Source organism: Rhodococcus sp. NPDC076796 (assembly GCF_040702765.1).
GTDB lineage: Bacteria > Actinomycetota > Actinomycetes > Mycobacteriales > Mycobacteriaceae > Rhodococcoides.
Map to the genome: position 1 here is coordinate 82,733 of NZ_JBFBMS010000002.1, position 18,758 is coordinate 101,490.

Below are 18,758 nucleotides of genomic sequence, written 5' to 3' on the forward strand. Positions count from 1 at the left end.
TGCCGGCTCAGCCGGTACTGAGCTGGAAGGCGAGCGGACCGAGCGTGACGAAGACACCGACGGCGATCGCGATGACGATCGATATCAGATCGTCGGTGCGCCGCAGAATTCTCACCACCGCGACGAGCCCGACGATGACCAGCACCGACAGCACCAGCGCGACCCACGGCAACACGTCCCACAGTTGCTCGAAGCCCTTGAACAGCAGCGCGCCGACGGCGATCGACACCACGGCCTGACCGATCAGCACCAGCCACTGCCGGACGGCACCGCCCTTGCCCTTGACGGCCGCTGCCCGGCGGTCGGTGCGCGAGGCCGCAGTCGCGCTGTCGGCCTCCGCGTCCGATGCGTCGTCGGTTGCCGTGTCGGCCTCGACGTCGGTCGCGGTCTTCGGCTCGTCGTCGATCTCCGGCTTCACGAGATCGACGACCTCGGTCTTAGCGGACGTCTCGGTCTCCGCCTGCTCGTCGGCCGACTCGGCTGTCGGTTCGTCGGCGCGCGCAATACGCGGGGACACCGCAGTCTTGGCCAGGTCGTCGACGTCGATGATCGCTGCTCGCGGAGCGACGTCGGTGTTCGGCTCGGCCACCTCGACCTGCCGCGATGCTCGGAATCCCACCGGCTTGCGGGTCCGACCCTGCTCGGCCGCGGTGGATCCGTACGGAAGCCGATCCGACGTCGCCGTCGTGGGCGCAGCCGGGCGCTTGGCGCGTTCGGTGTCGTCGTGCGAGCGGTTGAGCAGGTCACCGGCCACCGTGGTGGAGCCGGACAGCAGTTCCGGCTCGGGCTGCTGCTTCTCGCGCTTGCCTGCCGGTTGGAACGGAGTGGGTCGCGTGCTCTGCGGCGCTGCCGGTTGCGGCCGGGAGGAGACGGCGGCGGGTGAGTCGTCCTCGGCCGCATCGCTGCTCTGCGGCGCCACGTCGGGTGTCTCGGGCTCGGACGCATCGGGATCCGGGGTCTCGACCACCGGGGCGCTGCGGTTGCCCGGCTCGTCGCGGACGACGGGGATCTCACCGGTCAGCTCGGCGACGGAGATACCGCCCTTGACGCCGCGGCGACGGCGACCACCTGCGCTCAGGTTCGTCTTCTGACCGTTTCGGGCCAGTAGCTCGGCAACCGAGATCTGTCCGGTGTCCTCCGGGTTGGTGTCGCTCATCTCGAACGCCCCACCAGATCGCCGTCGGCTTCGGGGTCCAGCTTCCTCAACATCAAACCTTCCTTCAGCGCCCACGGGCATATCTCGAGTGACTCCGCTGTCGATGCCCGCATGCTCGCCTCCGCTACCAGAGCCCCGGCCACCAGTTGTGGCGACCTGTCGGCGCTGACACCTTCCAATTCTGCACGGTCGGCCGCCAGGATCCGCGATACGAACGCTACGAGTTGCCTCGAGCCGCGTCTGCACCGACGTCGAGCACCCCTATTCGCACATGCCCACGGTACTGGGTCTACCGTCGTCCTTTGTGACAGCAGGTCGTGAGCAGCAGTCGTTCGCTGCAGAGGTCGAGATGGATTTCCCTCGAGAATGGGTCGAGTTCCCCGACCCCGACAATTCGGAGCACCTCATCGCTGCGGATCTGACGTGGTTGTTGTCCAACTGGACCTGCGTGTTCGGAACTCCGGCGTGTCAGGGAACCGTCGAGGGCCGCCCCGACGACGGTTGCTGCTCCCACGGCGCGTTCCTGTCCGACGAGGACGACAAACGCAAGCTCGACGAGTCGGTGAAGTTGCTCACTCCGCAGGACTGGCAGCTGATGGACAAAGGTCTCGGCAAGAAGGGGTACGTCGAATACGACGATCTCGACGACGAGCAGTCACTGCGTACGCGGCGCTACAAGGGTGCCTGCATCTTCCAGAACCGTCCCGGGTTCGAGGGCGGAATCGGGTGTGCATTGCATTCGATGGCGCTGCGCAAGGGCATCGAACCGCTCGAGGTCAAGCCCGACGTGTGCTGGCAGCTGCCGATCAGGCGCACCCAGGACTGGGTGACGCGCCCGGACGGCTCGGAAATTCTCAAGACCACGATCGGCGAGTACGACCGACGCGGCTGGGGCGAGGGCGGCCTCGATCTGCACTGGTACTGCTCGGGCTCGCCCGACGCGCACGTCGGATCGAAGCAGGTGTTCGAGTCCTACAAGCCGGAATTGACCGAGCTGCTCGGCAAGGCCGCCTACGAGGAATTGGCATCGCTGTGCAAGCGTCGCCGCGGGCTCGGTCTGATCGCGGTGCACCCTGCCACTCGTGAGGCGGAGCGGCTGCGCCGCACGTGAGCGAAACTTCGTAGCCCACTACGAGTTTCCGCTCACATGCCGCAGGCTCTACCCCTCGAGCTTGTAGCCCAGTCCACGCACGGTCACGAGGTGTTCCGGCTTGGCCGGGTCGGACTCGATCTTCGAGCGCAGTCGCTTGACGTGCACGTCGAGTGTCTTCGTGTCGCCCACGTAGTCGGCTCCCCACACGCGGTCGATCAACTGTCCGCGGGTCAGCACTCGACCGGAGTTACGGAGCAGATACTCGAGCAGGTCGAATTCCTTGAGCGGCAACGTGATCTGCTCGGATCCGACCATCACCACGTGGCGTTCGACGTCCATCCGCACCGGTCCGGCTTCGAGCACTCCGGTGTCGACTCCACCGTCGACCTCGGCATCGGATCCGCGCCGCAGAACTGCGCGGATGCGGGCGATGAGTTCGCGTGCCGAGTACGGCTTGGTGACGTAGTCGTCGGCCCCGAGTTCGAGCCCCACGACCTTGTCGATCTCACTGTCGCGCGCGGTCACCATGATCACGGGAACGCCTGAGCGCGAACGCAATTGCTTGCACACGTCGGTTCCGCTCATGCCGGGGAGCATGAGGTCGAGCAACACGATGTCGGCTCCTGCGCGATCGAATTCCGCTAGTGCCGACGGTCCGTCTCCGACGACGGTGGCCTCGAAACCTTCCTTGCGGAGCAGGAAGGCCAGTGGATCGGCCAACGACTCTTCGTCTTCCACGATCAGAACGTTGGTCACTGATTCTCTCTTTCTGTAACCGAAGCGTCGTCTTCTTCTTCGAAGTACGCAGGGATCTGGAGGGTGAAGGTGGATCCGGTGCCCAGCTTGCTCCACAGCGAAATGCTGCCGTTGTGGTTGGCTGCGACGTGTTTGGCGATGGCCAGGCCAAGGCCTGTGCCACCGGTTGCCCGCGACCGAGCTTTGTCGACGCGGAAGAATCTCTCGAAGACGCGTTCCTGGTCGCCCTTGGCGATGCCGATGCCGCGATCGGTGACGGCGAACGCCACATTGTCTCCGCGCAGGGCTCGGCTCACCGACACGGGCGCACCGTCCGAGGAGTAGGCGATGGCGTTCTGGATGAGGTTGGCCAGGGCCGTCACCAGCAGCGCTTGATCGCCGAGAACTTCGAGACCGCTCGGGTGGTCGGTGGTGACGGAGATCCCGGCGTTCTCGGCGGCGAGCTTGGATCGATCCATCGCCTCGTTGACGACGGTGTCGACGTCGACCACCTCGAGGTCGGGTAGCTTCTCGGCACCTTGCAGTCGCGAGAGGGCGATCAGTTCGGTCACCATGTTGCCGAGCCGTTTGGATTCGGCGACGACCTTGCCGCCGAAGTGCCGGACGGAGTCCGGGTCGTCGGCCGATTCGAGCAGCGCTTCGGCCAGCAGGCTCATCGCGCCGACGGGTGTCTTGAGTTCGTGGCTGACGTTGGCCACGAAGTCCCGACGCGTCGCCTCCATCCGGACCTGCTCGGAGTCGTCGTCGGCGAACAGCACGACGAACCGCTTGTCTTCCTTGCTCAGCAGCCGCGCAACGCAGCGGACGGCGATCTTGTCCCGGCCGGTTCTCGGGTTCTTCGAGCTGAGGTCGACTTCGACGGGGTTGCCGTCGGCGAGGACCTTGAGCGCGGCGTCCCAGGCCCGGTCGTCGATCAGACGGTTACGCACCAGTCCGAGCTCCTCGGCTCGCGGATTCGACAGGACGACGTCGTGAAATTGATCGACGACGGCGATGCCGCTCTCGGATGCGAGGACGATCAGGTCCAGTACCTGCGACATCGTCAGCCCGGAGGTGGCTCGGCGACGCTCCGAGTGTCGAGTGTTGAGGTACGGGATCAGAACACCGCCGACGAGGTATCCCACGAAGGCCGTGGCGATTGCCAGTAGTACGGCCGATGCGACACTCACACCGGAATCGTACGTTCGATGGACAGCTCACATACGCAGGGTGCAGGCATTTCCCTGGTCGTCATAGTCCCCGTCGGCAGTGTTCTTCGATCGTTCACCTGCAGTTACGACAAAACGTCGGTTTGTGCGAGGCGGAGTTACTTGCCGCCCTGGTTTGCCACGGCAGCTGCACCTGCAGCCGCTGCTTCGGGGTCGAGGTAGGTGCCGCCGGGGTTGGTGGGCTTCAGCTTGCCGCCCGACTCGGTGAGCTCGTACTTCAGCGGAATGCCGGTAGGGATGTTGAGTTCGGCGATGTCTGCGTCGGAGATCTCGTCGAGGTACTTCACGAGAGCGCGCAGCGAGTTGCCGTGCGCGGCGACGAGGACGTTCTTGCCGGCCTTCAGATCGGCGACGATCGTCTCCTCGAAGTACGGAATCAGGCGCTCGACGACATCCGCCAGGCATTCGGTCAGCGGAACGCTGTCCAGGTCGGCGTAGCGCGGGTCGGCGTCCTGGCTGTGCTCGCTGCCGATCTCGATGGGCGGCGGCGGGGTGTCGTAGCTACGACGCCACAGCATGAACTGCTCGTTGCCGTACTTGTCCTTGGTCTCGGCCTTGTTCAGTCCCTGCAGCGCACCGTAGTGCCGTTCGTTCAGACGCCAGTCGCGGACGACGGGAATCCAGTGCCGGTCGGCCGCGTCGAGTGCGAGGTTGGCGGTGCTGATCGCGCGACGCAGCAGCGAGGTGTACAGCAGGTCGGGCAGGATGCCCGCCTCGGCGAGGAGCTGGCCGGCGCGCTTGCCCTCGGCCTCACCCTTCTCGGTCAGTCGCACGTCCACCCAACCGGTGAACTGGTTGGACGCATTCCATTCGCTCTCGCCGTGACGAAGCAGGATCAAGGTTCCGATACTCATGTGGTCAGTTTCTCATGCTCAGGCTGTGTTGGCCCGCGTGCGACGAGGACCGCGACGACCACGATCATGACGACTGCGGTGAGGGTGATCGGGATGGGGATGACGGGGTCGAACAGCACCAGAACCGCACCGGCGGGCACCACGACGTTCACGACGCGATCCGCGTTGGCGCGAATCGCAATCAGCCAGACACCGAGCACGAACACCGCGATCGGGATCGTGACGGTGAACGACGCGGCGACGTCGCCGAGCTTGCTGTGCTCGGTGAGCACGTCGATCTCGACCTCGATGCCGGCCGAGAACGCGCCTGCGGCCGCGAAGATGAAGTAGTGGGTGTAGCCGTAGAACAGCGAGCTGCCGAGCGTGCCGATCGCGCGGTGATGTGGGGGCCAGAAGTAGATCCACCACAGGCTCGCGGTGACGACCAGAGTGAGGATCGAGATCGAGATCGAGATCAACGGTGCAAGCGCGGTCTCGTCCTGTAGCGCTTCGATGATGGCGTTGGCCGAGGCCAGCAGAGATTCGCCGAGCAGGATCAACGTGAACAAGCCGTAGCGCTCGGTGATGTGATGCGGATGCCAGGGTGTTGCGCCTTTGCGCTCGGCGACCCAGGGAACCGATAGTTCGACGGCGACGAGTACGACGAACCCGATCAGCGCCGGAACTCCGTCGAACACGAGCAGCCACAGCACCCACAGCACTTGCACCCCGGCGATTCCCGTCGCATAGGTCAGTGCGGTCGTCCGGTACTCGGGGTTTCTCGCGGCGCGAAGCCATTGAGTCACCATCGTCACCCGCATCAGGACGTATCCGAGCACCGCGATCGTGAAGTTCTGTTCGGTGAATGCCGGTTCGATTCCGGCAGCGAGCACCAGGACTCCCGCCATCTGCACGACGGTCAGGACCCGATACAGCCAGTCGTCGACGTCGAACGAGGTAGCGAACCAGGTGAAGTTCATCCACGCCCACCAGATAGCAAAGAACACGAGGGCGTAGCTGAGGAGGCCGTCGGCCACGTGGTTCTCGGTCAGCGCGTGGTGAAGCTGAACGGCGGCGTTCGCCACGGCGACAACGAACACCAGGTCGAAGAACAACTCGAGCGGGCTCGCCGAGCGATGCGGTTCCTTAGGATCGCGCGGTCGCATCGGCACCAGACGGGCAACGGAGAGATTCACGATCGCAGACTAAGTCATCCGATTCGCCGGTGTTGTCTCGATTGTGTTGCGGGTTGTACATTGCCGACATTTCGGACATTGTTCGACGCTTCGCCGCGGGGAATGTCGGGACCTGACACCCCTTTTGCCGACCGAGCGCGCGTATTCACGTCGAATCCGGGGTGTGAGGTGTGCAGAAAGGGTGTGAGGTTGCGGACTCACTCCCCCAAGCCCGCCCCGATACCGCCGATCCGAGCTCGCACACTCTGATCGACCTCTTCGGTCTCGACGAAATAGCGACGAAACACCGACCGCATCAACTGAATGACCTCGATGTGTTGCCTGATCGCGACAGCCGCCGACCGCTCTTCCCCATCGGAGAGTCGCTTGAACTTGCGACCCAGCTGTTGAGCCGAAGGAAGCGTGCCGAATGCCTCGAGATCGACGAGAAACTTGGTCTTCCCCAGCATTTCGGCAAGATGGTCGATGTATTCAGCGCAGACCTGGTCGCACTGGGCAGCAACGCCCTCCGGGATCTCCATCAGCCCCGCCTCGGCACGTTCTGAAAGGTCCTTCCAATACTGCATCGACTCGAATAGATCGCCGTTTCCAGAAGTCATCGAACCTCTACCTTTCGGTCTACCGCGCCCGCGCCGGCAGGTTGGTCTGCAAAGAATCCGTGACTCGACCAATTTCCGAACACGGTTCACCCTTGGGCTCGCGCCCAGCCCTACCGTCGAGCATGAAGTAGACGATTCCTCCGACCACTTCGTAGGCGACACCGCAGCTGACCTCGTCATAATTCGCAGTTCGCCGAAACTGCACAGCACCAGCACTATCGGGTGCCGTGAAGTCACCGAACTGCTCGTTCGACTCGAGGTAAGCCAGATCGTGGTGACCCGAGAACACTCCCAGGAAGTACCACGACCCGGGATCAGGGTCCGTCCAGATGCACGTCTTCCAGTCGGTGGACAACGGCGCGTCTCCGAACAGGTTCGTGCTCTTACTGTCCACATCCAATCCCGCTGCCTCGACGGCACTGTCCGGGATGGTGCAGGGATCCCATGGCTCGTCTGCCACCGGCGTCGCAACCACCGAAGTCGTCGTCGGCTCTGCAAGCGGCGCACCCTCTGTCGCTCCGCCACATCCAGCGACCGACACCATCACGCCGACCAGGCCCGCCGCCCACCACCGCGTCACGCTCACACCGCTCCCCTTCGTCGAACCCACCCACCCCTTGGACGCAGCGAACGCCGACCCGGTTCCACGCAACCTCACGCCCCCACTGCCGACCGCGCGCCCGTACTCGCCTCGGATCAGGGCCGCGCGGTCGGGAAAAACGGTGTGAGGTTCCACCTAATACGTTGGCCCACACATAAACAACACCCCGCCCCACAGTGTGGGACGGGGTGTTGTCGTGGAACGCCAGTCTTACTTTCCGGCCTCCGCGGCGCGCAGGTCTTTGCGCAGAATCTTGCCGGCCGCAGACTTGGGGACGATGTCGATGAACTCGACGCGTCGTACCTTCTTGTGCGGCGACACTCGCTCGGCGACGAAGGCGATGATGCCTTCCTCGTCGATGGTGGCCCCCTGCTGGCGGACGACGAATGCCTTGGGGATTTCCTCGCCCTCGTCGTCGAGTACACCGATGACGGCGGCGTCGGCGATTTCCTCGTGCGTGAGCAGCAATGCCTCGAGCTCGGCCGGGGGCACCTGGTAGCCCTTGTACTTGATCAGTTCCTTGAGGCGGTCGACGATGTAGACGACACCCTCGGGATCGACGACTGCGATGTCGCCGGTGTGCAGGTAACCGTCGGAGTCGAGGGTTTCTGCGGTGGCGGTGGGGTTGTTGAGGTACCCGACCATCACGTTCGGTCCCTTGACCCACAGTTCACCGGGCTTGCTCAATCCCTCTGTGGGCAGCTCGATCTCCTCGAGCGTGCCCGGGTCGACGAGCTTGTTCTCGGTGTTCGCCAGCGGCTGACCCACCGAGCTGAGCGGCATGTCGTCGCGATCGAACGGGATGGCGTGGCTGACGGGGCTGAGCTCGCTCATGCCGTAGCCCTGACGCACCCGGGTGTTCAGACGCTTCGCGACGGCCTTGCCCAGTTCCTCGTCCAGCGGTGCCGCGCCCGAGAAGACGGTGTGCACGCTGGAGAGGTCGTACTGATCGATCAGCGGGTGCTTGGCGAGCGCGACGGCCACCGGCGGTGCGATGAACAGGTACGTCAGCTTCTGATCCTGAATGATCCGCAGGAATTCGACGAGGTCGAACTTCGGCATCGTCACCAGGTGCGCACGCAGCTTCAGCGCGATGTTGAGCAGCACCGTCAGGCCGTAGATGTGGAAGAACGGCAGCAGCGCCAGGATCGCGTCGTCGCTGTCGATTCCGACGCGCGGTTCCATCTGCGCCACGTTCGCGACGAGGTTGCGGTGGGTGAGGATGACGCCCTTCGGCACACCCGTCGTACCGGAGGAGTACGGCAGCACTGCAACGTGTGTGGCCGGATCGAACGAGACCTCGGGGGCAGGTGCGCCCTGGGTGAGCAGGTCGCGCAGGTTCGGGTGGCCCTCTGCGCCGTCGAGCACGATGACGTGATCGGCGTCGAGGCCGACCTTCTCCGCGGCGGCCTTGGCCTGCGGGTACAGCGGGGAGACGGTGAACAGGAACTTCGCGCCCGAGCCGGTGAGCTGCTTGGCGATGTCCTCGGCCGTGTACAGGGCATTGATGGTCGTTGCGGTTCCGCCTGCACGCAGGATGCCGTGCAGCACCGACGCGAACGCGGGCACGTTCGGCGAGTGGAGTCCGACGACGTCGCCGACCTCGAGTCCACGCGCGGCCAGAGCGCCTGCGATGGCGTCGATCTGACCGATCAGCGACTTGTAGGTGGTGACCGCACCCGACGTTCCGTCGATCAGTGCAGGCTTGTCGAGGTCGGACTCGGCGATCGATCCGAACAGGAAGTCGTAGACGCTGAGTTCGGGAATCTCGACATCGGGAAAGGGACTGCGGAAGCTCATGGCTCTCCTTCGAAAAACTGCGGCAACAATGACCGAACCCTACAGTGAAAGCGGTCACAACGGACAGCGACCCTACCGCCGAGTCAGGTAGTGCGGGCGCTAACTTCGGGACGCATACGGTTTGCCGGCTGCAGCCGGTCCTCGGACGTGGCCCACCAGGCCCGCGACGGCGAAAATGGTCACCACGTACGGGAGCATCAGCATGAACTCGCTGGGTACCGGCGAGCCGATGATGCCCAGTACGTTCTGCAGATTCGACGCGAACCCGAAGAGGAGTGCGGCGAGCGTCGCGCGTACCGGATCCCAGCGGCCGAAGATCACGGCGGCGAGAGCGATGTAGCCGGCACCGGCCGTCATCTCCTTGCCGAACGCTCCGACGGAGCCGAGCGTGAAGTACGCGCCACCGAGTCCGGCGATGGCACCGGCGAGGCAGACGTTCCAGAAGCGGGTGCGGGCTACATTGATTCCGACGGTGTCGGCAGCTTGCGGGTGTTCACCCACCGCGCGCAGTCGCAGACCCCATTTGGTGTGGAACAGCCCGAAGAACACGAGCGCAACGGCGATGTACATCAGGTACACGATCAGTGTCTGACGGAACAGCACCGGGCCGAGAATCGGAATCTGCGAGAGAACCGGAATGTCGATGCGCGCGAAGCGCGGTGGTGAGTTGAGTGTCTCGGTGTTCTTGGTGAGCACCACCGAGTACAGGAAGCTGGTCAGTCCGACGACCAGCACGTTGAGCACCACACCCACGATGACCTGGTTGACGAAGTAGCGGATGGAGAACACGGCCAACAGGGACGCGGTCAATCCGCCGGCGATCAGTGCAGCGAGCAGCGCGACGTACGTGGAGCCGGTGATCGACGCGACGACGGCGCTGACGAAAGCACCTGCGAGCAGCTGACCTTCGATGGCGATGTTGATGACGCCGACGCGTTCGGAGATCACACCGCCCATCGCGCCGAAGATCAGTGGGGTGCTCAGAGCGACTGCGCCGATGAGCAATCCGGGAACGGGGATGGTCTCACCGTCCGCGGCCCAGGCCAGGAATCCGAAGACGAACAGCACGGCGAACACCGCGAGCAGCCACAATGGCGTCGAGCGGTACTGCGAGGCCAGGAACGTCGCGTACGCGGTGATGACGGCCAGCAGCACCACCACGACGAGACCGGTGCCGAACGACGGCACGCCCACGGCCGGGAGTGCGAAGAAGTCGTCCTCCGACGCCAACGCGAATGTGCTTGTCCCCGAGCCCTTCTTGACGACGAACAGCACCAGCGCGAGCAGTGTCACGACCCAGAGGATCGACGGCACCTTCCAGCTGCGCCCCAGTACCGCCCCGGCGGGGGCACCGACGGACTCGGTAGAGGTGGTCACAGTGCACCCACCTTCGCGGTCTCGGCTTTGGCGAGTTTCTCCTCACCGGGTTTGGGCAATCGGAACACCGCTCGGACCAGTGGCGGCGCGGCGATGAACAACACGATCACCGACTGCACGACGAGCACGATGTCGATGGGCACGCCCTCGGCTGCCTGCATGGCGAACCCGCCGGCCTTGAACGCGCCGAACAGGATTCCCGCGAAGAACACTCCCCAGGGTTTCGATCGGCCGAGCAGTGCGACGGTGATGGCGTCGAATCCAATTCCGGCGTCGATGTCTGCACTGAAACCGGTGGTGACGGTGCCCAGTACCTGCGCCACTCCGGCCAAGCCGACCAGTGCGCCCGACAGGATCATCGCGTACAGGTAGATCCGGTTGACGTTCATGCCTGCGACGCGGGACGCGTGCGGGTTCTCGCCGACGGCGCGGAAGCGGAAGCCGAGACTCGATCGCTCGAGCAGCCACCACACCGCGATCGTCACAATGATCACCAGCACGAATCCGAGGTGCAGGCTGTAGCGGTCGCCGAAGAGCTTGGGGAACACTGCAGTCGACGCGATGGGCGCGGTCTTGGGATTGTTCGATCCCGGTGCCTGCAGAGCACCGGGAGTACGCAGCAGGTACGCGACGAGGTAGAACGCGATGTAGTTGAGCATGATGGTGACGATCACTTCGTGAGCGCCGGTGCGCGCCTTGAGGAAGCCGGCGATGCCGCCCCACACTGCCCCGCCCAGAACTCCGGCGACGACGGCGACCAGCAGGTGGATACCCGCCGGCAGGTTCACTCCGAATCCCACCCAGCCTGCGCACGCCGCGGCGATCAGCATCTGGCCGCGGCCACCGATGTTGAACATTCCGACGCGGAAGGCCAGTGCCACACCGAGTCCCGCGACGATCAGCGGGGTCGCGAACGTCAGCGTCTCCATCAGCGGCCGGATGCCGTTCTCGAATCCGGGGCGCCGGAAGTTGTACACCGAGCCCTGGAACAACGAGGAGTACGCTCCCGCAACGGAATCCCAGATCGCCGTCAGCATGTCCGAGGGACGGGAGAAGAAGTACCCGGCCGATTCCTGCACGCCGGAGTTGGTGGCGGCGATGAGCACCGCACCGACGATCAGCGCGAGGAGTACCGCGAGAACCGAGATGATGGCGCTGCCGGTGAAGATCTGCCGCAACACGACATGAGACTTCGACGGCTGCTCGGCCTCACTCACTGCGCTCACCGCCCATCATCAAGCCGAGTGTTTCGCGGGACGTATCCCCGGGGACGATTCCCACGATTGCTCCTCGATACATGACGGCGATGCGGTCGGCCAGTGCGGCGACCTCATCGAGTTCGCTCGACACCACGATGACCGGGATCCCCGAGTCCCGGGTGGCGACGATGCGTTTGTGCACGAATTCGATGGATCCGACGTCGATTCCACGAGTCGGCTGCGCTGCGACGAACAGTCGCAGATCACGGCTCAGTTCTCGTGCGAGCACCACCTTCTGCTGGTTGCCTCCGGAGAGGCGTCCGACGGCGGTGCCGATTCCCGGTGCGCGAACGTCGAATTCGCTGAGCTTCTCCGACGCGAACGTGTCCAGATACTCGCGTTGCACCGCGCCGCGCCGCACGAACGGCATGCTGTTGGAGCGATCGAGCATCAGGTTCTCGGCGATGGAGAATTCACCCACCAGTCCGTCGACGGTGCGGTCCTCGGGCACAAAGCCGACGCCTGCGTTGAGCACGTCCTGCACCGTCGACCCGACGAGCGAGTTGCCGTCGAGACTGATCTTGCCGGATACGTTGTCCTGCAAGCCGAGTAGGGCTTCGACGAACTCGGTCTGACCGTTGCCCTGCACGCCGGCGATCGCGAGGATCTCTCCCGCCGCGACCTCGAGGCTGACGTCGTCGACGGTCTTGTTGCCCTGGGCGTCGAACACCGACAGGTTCTCGATCACCAGTGCCGCGTCCCCGGGCGTGGCCGGGTCCTTCGAGACCGTCAGCTGCACATCGCGTCCCACCATCAGTGCGGCGAGCTCGGTGTTGCTGGCGGTCGGCTTCGCTTCGCCGACGACCTTGCCGAGCCGGATGACGGTGATCTTGTCGGCTACTTCGCGTACTTCGCGCAGCTTGTGGGTGATGAAGACGATCGTGGTGCCCGACGCCGCGAGTTCCCGCATGATCCGCATCAGATCGTCGGTTTCCTGCGGCGTCAGGACGGCCGTCGGCTCGTCGAACACGAGCACCTTCGCCTCACGAGAGAGTGCCTTGACGATCTCGACCCGCTGCTGCACGCCGACGGGGAGGTCGTCGACGAGAGCATCGGGATCGAGGTCGAAGCCGAACCTCGCGGATATCTCCCGCACCAGCTTCCGCGCTGCCACGAGGTCGAGTCGTCCACCCAGCGAGGTGGTTTCGTTACCGAGCACGATGTTCTCGGCAACGGTGAACACCGGAATCAACATGAAGTGCTGATGCACCATGCCGATTCCGGCAGTCATGGCCTCGCCCGGTCCGGCGAAATTCTGCTCGACGTCGTCGAGCAGAATCTGACCCTCCTCGGCGCGATACAGACCACTGAGCACGTTCATCAACGTGGACTTGCCTGCACCGTTCTCGCCGAGGAGACAGTGGATCTCGCCGGATTCGACGCTCAGATCGATGTGGTCGTTGGCGATCAACGAGCCGAATCGTTTGGTGATTCCGCGAAGTTCGAGCTTCATGAACTAGTTGGGTGCAGACGGCGACTCGACGGTGATGGACCCGTCGATGATGCCGGCCTCGATCGTGTCCAGCTCGCCCTGCAGTGCGGGGTCGACCTCGGACTCGAAGTCGTGGAACGGTGCGATACCGACTCCGCCGTTCTCGAGCGTGCCCACGTACGGGGTGTTGTCGAACGCATCGGCACCGGAGTTGGCGACGACCTCGTCGACGCTGGTCTTGAGTCCCTTGGTCACCGAGGTGAGCAACAGGTCGCCGACCGAGGGGTCGGACTCGAAGACGTCGGCGTCGGCACCGATGAGGGCGACGGGACGCGAGGAGTCGCGAATGGCCTGTGCCGCACTCTGATAGATGGGACCACCGACCGGGAAGATGACGTCCGCGTTCTGGTCGATCAGACCCTGGGCGGTGTTCTTCGCGACCTCGTTGGCGGTGAATCCGCCGGTGAACGAGCCGTTCTGCGAGGGCACGTCCCAGCCGATGACGCGGACTGCCTCACCCTTCTGCTCGTTGAAGTAGTTCACGCCGTCGGCGAACCCGTCCATGAAGATGGTGACGGTCGGTAACTGGGAGCCACCGAACGTGCCGACCACTCCGGTGGTGCTGTAGCTCGCGGCCGCGTAGCCGGCGAGGAATGCAGACTGCGACGCGTCGTAGGTCAGCGGCTTGACGTTCGGCAGATCGATCGTGGAATCGTCGATGATTGCGAAGTCGATGTCGGAGTTGGCCTCGGCTGCCACCTTGGTGGCGTCGGCCAGATCGAATCCGACGGTGACGATGAGGTTGCAGCCCTGATCGACGAGGTTGTTGATGTTGGGGCCGTAGTCGGTGGGCGATGCGGACTCGACGGTGCGTGGCTCGACGCCGAGCTCTTCGGATGCTTCGGTCAAGCCCTCGAACCCGAGTTGGTTGAACGACTTGTCGTCGAATCCGCCACTGTCGGAGACCATGCAGGGCAGGAAGTCACTCGATCCGCCTCCGCCCGATCCTTCGTCTTCGGGGGCAGATCCACAGCCTGCGATCAGGGCGATGGCACCGAGCGACGCGACGCCGCCGAGTGCTGCCTTCCGCGTGCTCGTGCGGGTGACGAATGACAAGATGTCCTCCAATTTAGATGTGTTTCTTCTGGTCCGGGACGGTACTCGTGCGGGCGGGGGCGCGCAGGATTTCACTCAGGCGTCCTTATCAGGCAGAGCCGTGTCGGGCAGAGCCTTCTCCGACGCGGCCTTGTCGGGCAAGCTTCCGCCGTCGCCGAGCACCTTCGCTTCGTCCTCACGCACCATCACTGCGGGGCCCGCTGCCACCACCGATGGGTTCGCTGGCGTACCGGGCTTGAATACGTTGAAGAATACGTTGAGCACCACTGCGACGATGCTGGCGGCACTGATTCCGGAGTGGAAGATCGTGACGAACCAGTCCGGGAATTCGTCCCAGAAGTCGCTCGCGACAACGGGTATGAGACCGAACGCCAAGGTCACCGCCACGATGACGACGTTGGTGTTGTTGTCGTAGTCCACCTTGCCGAGGGTGCGGATACCGCTGGCGGCGACGGTTCCGAACAGCGCGATTCCGGCACCGCCGAGCACCGGAAGCGGGACGACCCCGACGACGGCCGCGAGTACCGGCGAAAGGCCCAGCAGTGCAAGCACGCCGCCGCCCATCGCGACGACGAAGCGGCTCTTGATGCCGGTCATCGCGACCAACCCGACGTTCTGAGCGAAGGCCGTGGCCGGGAAGGTGTTGAAGATCGGGGCGACGGCAGAGGACACCATGTCGGCGCGCAGGCCGTCACCGACGCGCTTGGAGTCGACGTCGGTTCCGACCACTTCGCCGACGGCGAGGATGTCGGCGGTGGTCTCGACCATGATCACCAGGATCACGATGGTCATCGATACGATCGCGCCGATCGCGAATATCGGTGAGCCGAAGGCGAAGGGTGTCGGGACGGCTACCACGGACGCGTCGGCAACGCCGCCGAAGTCGGTCTTGCCGACGATCAGCGCCGCGATGGTGCCGACGACGAGTCCGAGCAGGATCGACAGCCGCGACAGTCCGGGGATCTTGGTCATCACCAGCACGGCCAGGAGGGTGAACATCGCCAACCCGATGTTGCCGGGGTCCAGATAGTTCGGGTTCGGCGCACCGCCCACCATCTCTTGGCCGGTGATCCAGCGTGCCGCCACCGGCATCAGTGACAGTCCGATGACGGTGATGATGCATCCGGTCACCAGCGGCGGGAAGAACCGAACGATCTTGGAGAAGAACGGGGCTATCGCCAATCCGATCAGCGCGGCCACCAGGACTGCTCCGAGCACCGTGCGCAGTCCGGTTCGCCCGTCCTCCGCGCTGCCGATGATCGTGAGCACCGTCGAGACCGACGCGAACGAAATGCCCTGTACCAGCGGCAGTTGCGAGCCGAAGAACGGGATGCCGATCGTTTGCAGCACCGTTGCCACGCCACTGACGAACAACGCGCACGAGATCAACAGTGCCTGATCGGCCCCCGAGAGCCCGGCCGCTCCACCGACGATGATCGGAACGGCGATGACGCCGCCGAACATCGAGAGAATGTGTTGCAGACCGTATCCGAACATCTGCAGCACCGGCGGGCGCGCGTCCTCTGGCCTGGTCATCGCTTCAGGCTAGGAACCGGACGTTACCGGCAGCGACTCCGACTCATTTCGAGCGAGTTACGCTTCCCGCTTGTCCACCAAGTGCTCGAATGCCTTCAGGTTCGCCAACGATTCGCCGCGCGAGACGCGCCACGCCCATTCGCGCTTGATGGACTCCGCGAAGCCCAGCTCGAGCAGCACGTTGAAGTCGCCGTCGGCGGCCTCGAGGGTCTGGCCGAGAATGCGATCGAGTTCGTCACCGTTGACGGCGTGCAACGACATTCGGCCCACGAGGTAGATGTCGCCGACCTTGTCGATCGTGTAGTGAACCCCGTACAGGCGGCGGTTGCGTCGCAGCAGGTACTTGTAGACGCCCTCGAAGTTCTCGTCGGGTTTGCGGCAGACGAACGCTTCGATGCGCACCCCGTGATGCCCGACGTTCAGCATCGTCGTCGTCTTGAGTTTGCGTTCCCCGGGCAGTTCGACGGTGAACACCTCGCCCCGCCGGGTGTAGTCCAGCTCGCGGTCCTTCAGTGCCCGGTCGATCAGTTCGGCAGTCTCGCTCATGCAGTCACAGCTCCTGATCTGCGTAGTTTCGACAATCCTCGGACGCGTCGCGGAGAGAACTCGCTCGGTCCCTCGCCTCGGTCGAAGTGGAACTTGGCCTGCCGGTAACTCTCGATGAGTCCGTCGGCGGTGTGCTCCCAGGAGAAGTTGCGGGCGTGCCGCGGTGCCGCGGTCGCCATGTCGGCCAAGGCAACTGGGTCCGCCAACATGGACGAGAGAGCATCCGCCCAATCCTCGGTGCGGTGGCCCTGCACCAAGCGTCCGGTCTCGCCCGATCGCACCGCCACGCCGAGTCCGCCGACATCGGCGGCCAGGACCGGAGTTCCACAGGCCTGGGCTTCGATTGCAACCAGGCCGAACGATTCGTTGTAGCTCGGCACGGCGACGATGTCCGCGGCGCGGTAGACCTGGGCCAGGCGCGCCGACGGCTGCGGCGGCAGGAACGTCACCCGGGCAGTTATCCCGAGGTTCTCGGCCAGATCGATGAGGCTGCCGGGTCGATCCAGTCCGCTGCCGGACGGGCCGCCGACGATGAGGACGCGCAGTGGTGTCGTCGGATTGCGCTGCAGCACTTCGGCAGCCGCGGCGATCAGCACGTCGGGGGCCTTGAGCGGCTGGATGCGTCCGACGAATGCGACGATCGACTCGTCGGGATTCAATCCGAGTTCGGCGCGCGCCGCGAGCTTGTCACCCGGATTGTATTGCGCCAGATCGGCTCCCGGTGCAACCACATCGATCGAACCCTGCTGCGCACCGTAGATCTCGACGAGAGACTTCGCTTCCTCGGTGGTGTTGGCGATCAGCCTGTCCGCCTCGGCCACCACTTGCTGCTCACCGATCTGACGCGCGGCGGGCTCGGGCGAGTCGCCCTGCGCCAGAGATGCGTTCTTGACGGCGGCGAGAGTGTGCGCGGTGTGCACCAGCGGCACTCCCCAGCGATCGCGCGCCAGCCAGCCGACCTGACCCGAGAGCCAGTAGTGCGAGTGCACCAGGTCGTAGTAGCCGGGTTCGTGGCGAGCTTCCTCTCGCAGCACCCCGGCCGCGAATGCGCACAGCTGGGTGGGCAGGTCGTGCTTGTCCAACCCCTCGAACGGGCCCGCGACGATGTTGCGCACCAGCACACCGGGAGCTGCCTCGACGACGGGAGCGTCGGTCGACGCCGTCGCGCGGGTGAAGATCTCGACCTCCACGCCCCGCTTGGCCAGCTCTTTCGCGCTCTGCAGCACGTAGACGTTCATGCCGCCCGCGTCACCCGTTCCGGGCTGCGCCAGCGGGGAGGTATGCAAGGACAACACAGCGACCCTGTTCAGCTGGCGTCCAATCACTTCTTCAGTGTGCACGCCTCCACATTACGTCTCGATAACTACCCCTCCTGACGACCGGGCAGACTCAGACCGTCCACGAACTCGGTCACCTCGGTGAGGAAGCGCTGCGGATCGGCTACGAACGGGCCGTGGTCGACCCCCTCCCAGTACGACGCGACCGCCGTGGGAATGAGCTCCGCAGCGTGCCGTCCGGCAGAGACGTCGACGACGGTGTCCTCGGTTCCGTGCAGGACGAACGCCGGGACGTCGAGGCCGCGCAGCAGGTCGTCGTGGGCAACCGTTCGATCGAACAGGGCGGCGCGAACTCGCGGCCTCGTGGACAGCGTCAACCCGAACAACGCCTGTGCTTCCGTACCCTTGCCTTCGGTGGGCCCGGTGAGCGCATGCCCGAAACTTCCCAGAGCCTTGATCGCGACGCGGGGCTCCTCGGCCATCGCACCCGGGATCGCCGCGCGCATGGCCGTCCCGACGCGGCCGCCTGCCTCTCCTCTGCCCATGCTGGTGATCGCACCGACGAGCACGATGCCCGCCACCGCGCCCGTGCCGTGTTCGGCGAGGTAGTCGCAGATCACCAGTCCGCCGTACGACCAACCAAGCAGCACCGCGTCGGCAGTGATGTCCTCGGCGACCAGCACGGCAGCCACGTCTCCAGCCCAGTTCTTCGGGTCGTCGTAACCGTCCGACGGGGCGTCGGAATAGCCGTGTCCGCGCAGGTCGACGGCGACGATGCGGTAGCGCTCCGCCAGGTCGGCCAGCAGTCCCTCGCCCCAGCAGGCCGAGCTCTGTGCCCACCCGTGCAGCAGGATCAGTGGCCGCGCCGCTGGGTCCCCGCTGACGCGGTAGATGATGTTGGCTCCGTCGACGCCGGTGGCTTGACGAACCGGTCCTGCTGCAGGGGTGCTCGTATCGGGCTTGCTCATAGTTG

General features: G+C 64.7%; 17 protein-coding genes and 1 pseudogene. 1 reads left to right on the forward strand and 17 read right to left on the reverse strand.

Annotated features, from left to right (window positions below):
• Positions 1–7 precede the first annotated feature (7 nt).
• Positions 8–1,156, reverse strand: coding sequence for a hypothetical protein (locus tag AB0366_RS05490; RefSeq protein ID WP_366243030.1), 1,149 nt, complete (start codon positions 1,154–1,156; stop codon positions 8–10).
• Positions 1,153–1,386, reverse strand: a pseudogene (locus AB0366_RS05495) (hypothetical protein); the annotation flags it as partial. The gene AB0366_RS05490 and the pseudogene AB0366_RS05495, both read right to left, overlap by 4 nt.
• A gap of 119 nt (positions 1,387–1,505) precedes the next feature.
• Here AB0366_RS05495 and AB0366_RS05500 point away from each other — a divergent pair.
• Complete coding sequence (locus AB0366_RS05500) at positions 1,506–2,267, forward strand: hypothetical protein (protein ID WP_188078719.1); 762 nt, start codon at positions 1,506–1,508, stop codon at positions 2,265–2,267.
• Positions 2,268–2,315: 48 nt separating this feature from the next.
• Here AB0366_RS05500 and AB0366_RS05505 read toward each other — a convergent pair whose 3' ends face one another.
• The 15 genes from AB0366_RS05505 to AB0366_RS05575 form a co-directional block, all read right to left on the reverse strand.
• Entirely contained in the window at positions 2,316–3,005 is a 690-nt protein-coding gene (locus tag AB0366_RS05505; protein ID WP_032393874.1) for a response regulator transcription factor, read from the reverse strand.
• Positions 3,002–4,174 carry an ATP-binding protein gene (locus tag AB0366_RS05510; RefSeq protein ID WP_121873474.1) on the reverse strand — a complete coding sequence of 391 codons (1,173 nt, stop codon included), beginning with the start codon at positions 4,172–4,174 and terminating at the stop codon, positions 3,002–3,004. The genes AB0366_RS05505 and AB0366_RS05510 overlap by 4 nt, the downstream gene beginning before the upstream one ends.
• 137 nt (positions 4,175–4,311) lie before the next feature.
• Positions 4,312–5,067 (reverse strand): phosphoglyceromutase, encoded by a 756-nt coding sequence (locus tag AB0366_RS05515; protein ID WP_121873475.1) that lies wholly within the window; start codon positions 5,065–5,067, stop codon positions 4,312–4,314.
• The gene (locus AB0366_RS05520) at positions 5,064–6,212 is read right to left on the reverse strand and encodes a low temperature requirement protein A (RefSeq protein ID WP_366243787.1); all 1,149 of its coding nucleotides are present in this window, start codon (positions 6,210–6,212) and stop codon (positions 5,064–5,066) included. Before AB0366_RS05520 ends, AB0366_RS05515 begins: the two co-directional genes overlap by 4 nt.
• 227 nt (positions 6,213–6,439) lie before the next feature.
• Positions 6,440–6,841 (reverse strand): hypothetical protein, encoded by a 402-nt coding sequence (locus tag AB0366_RS05525; protein WP_366243031.1) that lies wholly within the window; start codon positions 6,839–6,841, stop codon positions 6,440–6,442.
• A 19-nt stretch (positions 6,842–6,860) separates the two neighbouring features.
• On the reverse strand, positions 6,861–7,427 hold the full coding sequence (locus AB0366_RS05530; protein WP_366243032.1) for a DUF3558 domain-containing protein: 567 nt from the start codon (positions 7,425–7,427) through the stop codon (positions 6,861–6,863).
• Positions 7,428–7,652: 225 nt separating this feature from the next.
• A complete protein-coding gene (locus tag AB0366_RS05535) occupies positions 7,653–9,242 on the reverse strand; it encodes an AMP-binding protein (protein ID WP_149406645.1) in 1,590 nt (529 codons plus the stop codon).
• Positions 9,243–9,341: 99 nt separating this feature from the next.
• Entirely contained in the window at positions 9,342–10,619 is a 1,278-nt protein-coding gene (locus tag AB0366_RS05540) for an ABC transporter permease (protein ID WP_366243033.1), read from the reverse strand.
• Positions 10,616–11,845, reverse strand: coding sequence for an ABC transporter permease (locus AB0366_RS05545; protein ID WP_259468271.1), 1,230 nt, complete (start codon positions 11,843–11,845; stop codon positions 10,616–10,618). The genes AB0366_RS05540 and AB0366_RS05545 overlap by 4 nt, the downstream gene beginning before the upstream one ends.
• Complete coding sequence (locus AB0366_RS05550; protein ID WP_366243034.1) at positions 11,829–13,331, reverse strand: ABC transporter ATP-binding protein; 1,503 nt, start codon at positions 13,329–13,331, stop codon at positions 11,829–11,831. The genes AB0366_RS05545 and AB0366_RS05550 overlap by 17 nt, the downstream gene beginning before the upstream one ends.
• A gap of 3 nt (positions 13,332–13,334) precedes the next feature.
• Positions 13,335–14,426, reverse strand: a complete 1,092-nt coding sequence (locus AB0366_RS05555) for a BMP family ABC transporter substrate-binding protein (RefSeq protein ID WP_262498449.1) — start codon at positions 14,424–14,426, stop codon at positions 13,335–13,337.
• 75 nt (positions 14,427–14,501) lie between these two features.
• Positions 14,502–15,962 carry a nucleobase:cation symporter-2 family protein gene (locus AB0366_RS05560; protein ID WP_366243035.1) on the reverse strand — a complete coding sequence of 487 codons (1,461 nt, stop codon included), beginning with the start codon at positions 15,960–15,962 and terminating at the stop codon, positions 14,502–14,504.
• Between the two features lie 57 nt (positions 15,963–16,019).
• A complete protein-coding gene (locus tag AB0366_RS05565; protein WP_121873483.1) occupies positions 16,020–16,508 on the reverse strand; it encodes a YbjN domain-containing protein in 489 nt (162 codons plus the stop codon).
• Positions 16,505–17,848, reverse strand: coding sequence for a D-inositol-3-phosphate glycosyltransferase (gene mshA / locus AB0366_RS05570; RefSeq protein WP_188078710.1), 1,344 nt, complete (start codon positions 17,846–17,848; stop codon positions 16,505–16,507). The genes AB0366_RS05565 and mshA overlap by 4 nt, the downstream gene beginning before the upstream one ends.
• Before the next feature lie 23 nt (positions 17,849–17,871).
• Positions 17,872–18,753: an alpha/beta hydrolase gene (locus tag AB0366_RS05575; protein WP_366243036.1), complete on the reverse strand. Its 882-nt coding sequence runs from the start codon at positions 18,751–18,753 to the stop codon at positions 17,872–17,874.
• Between the last annotated feature and the right edge of the window lie 5 nt (positions 18,754–18,758).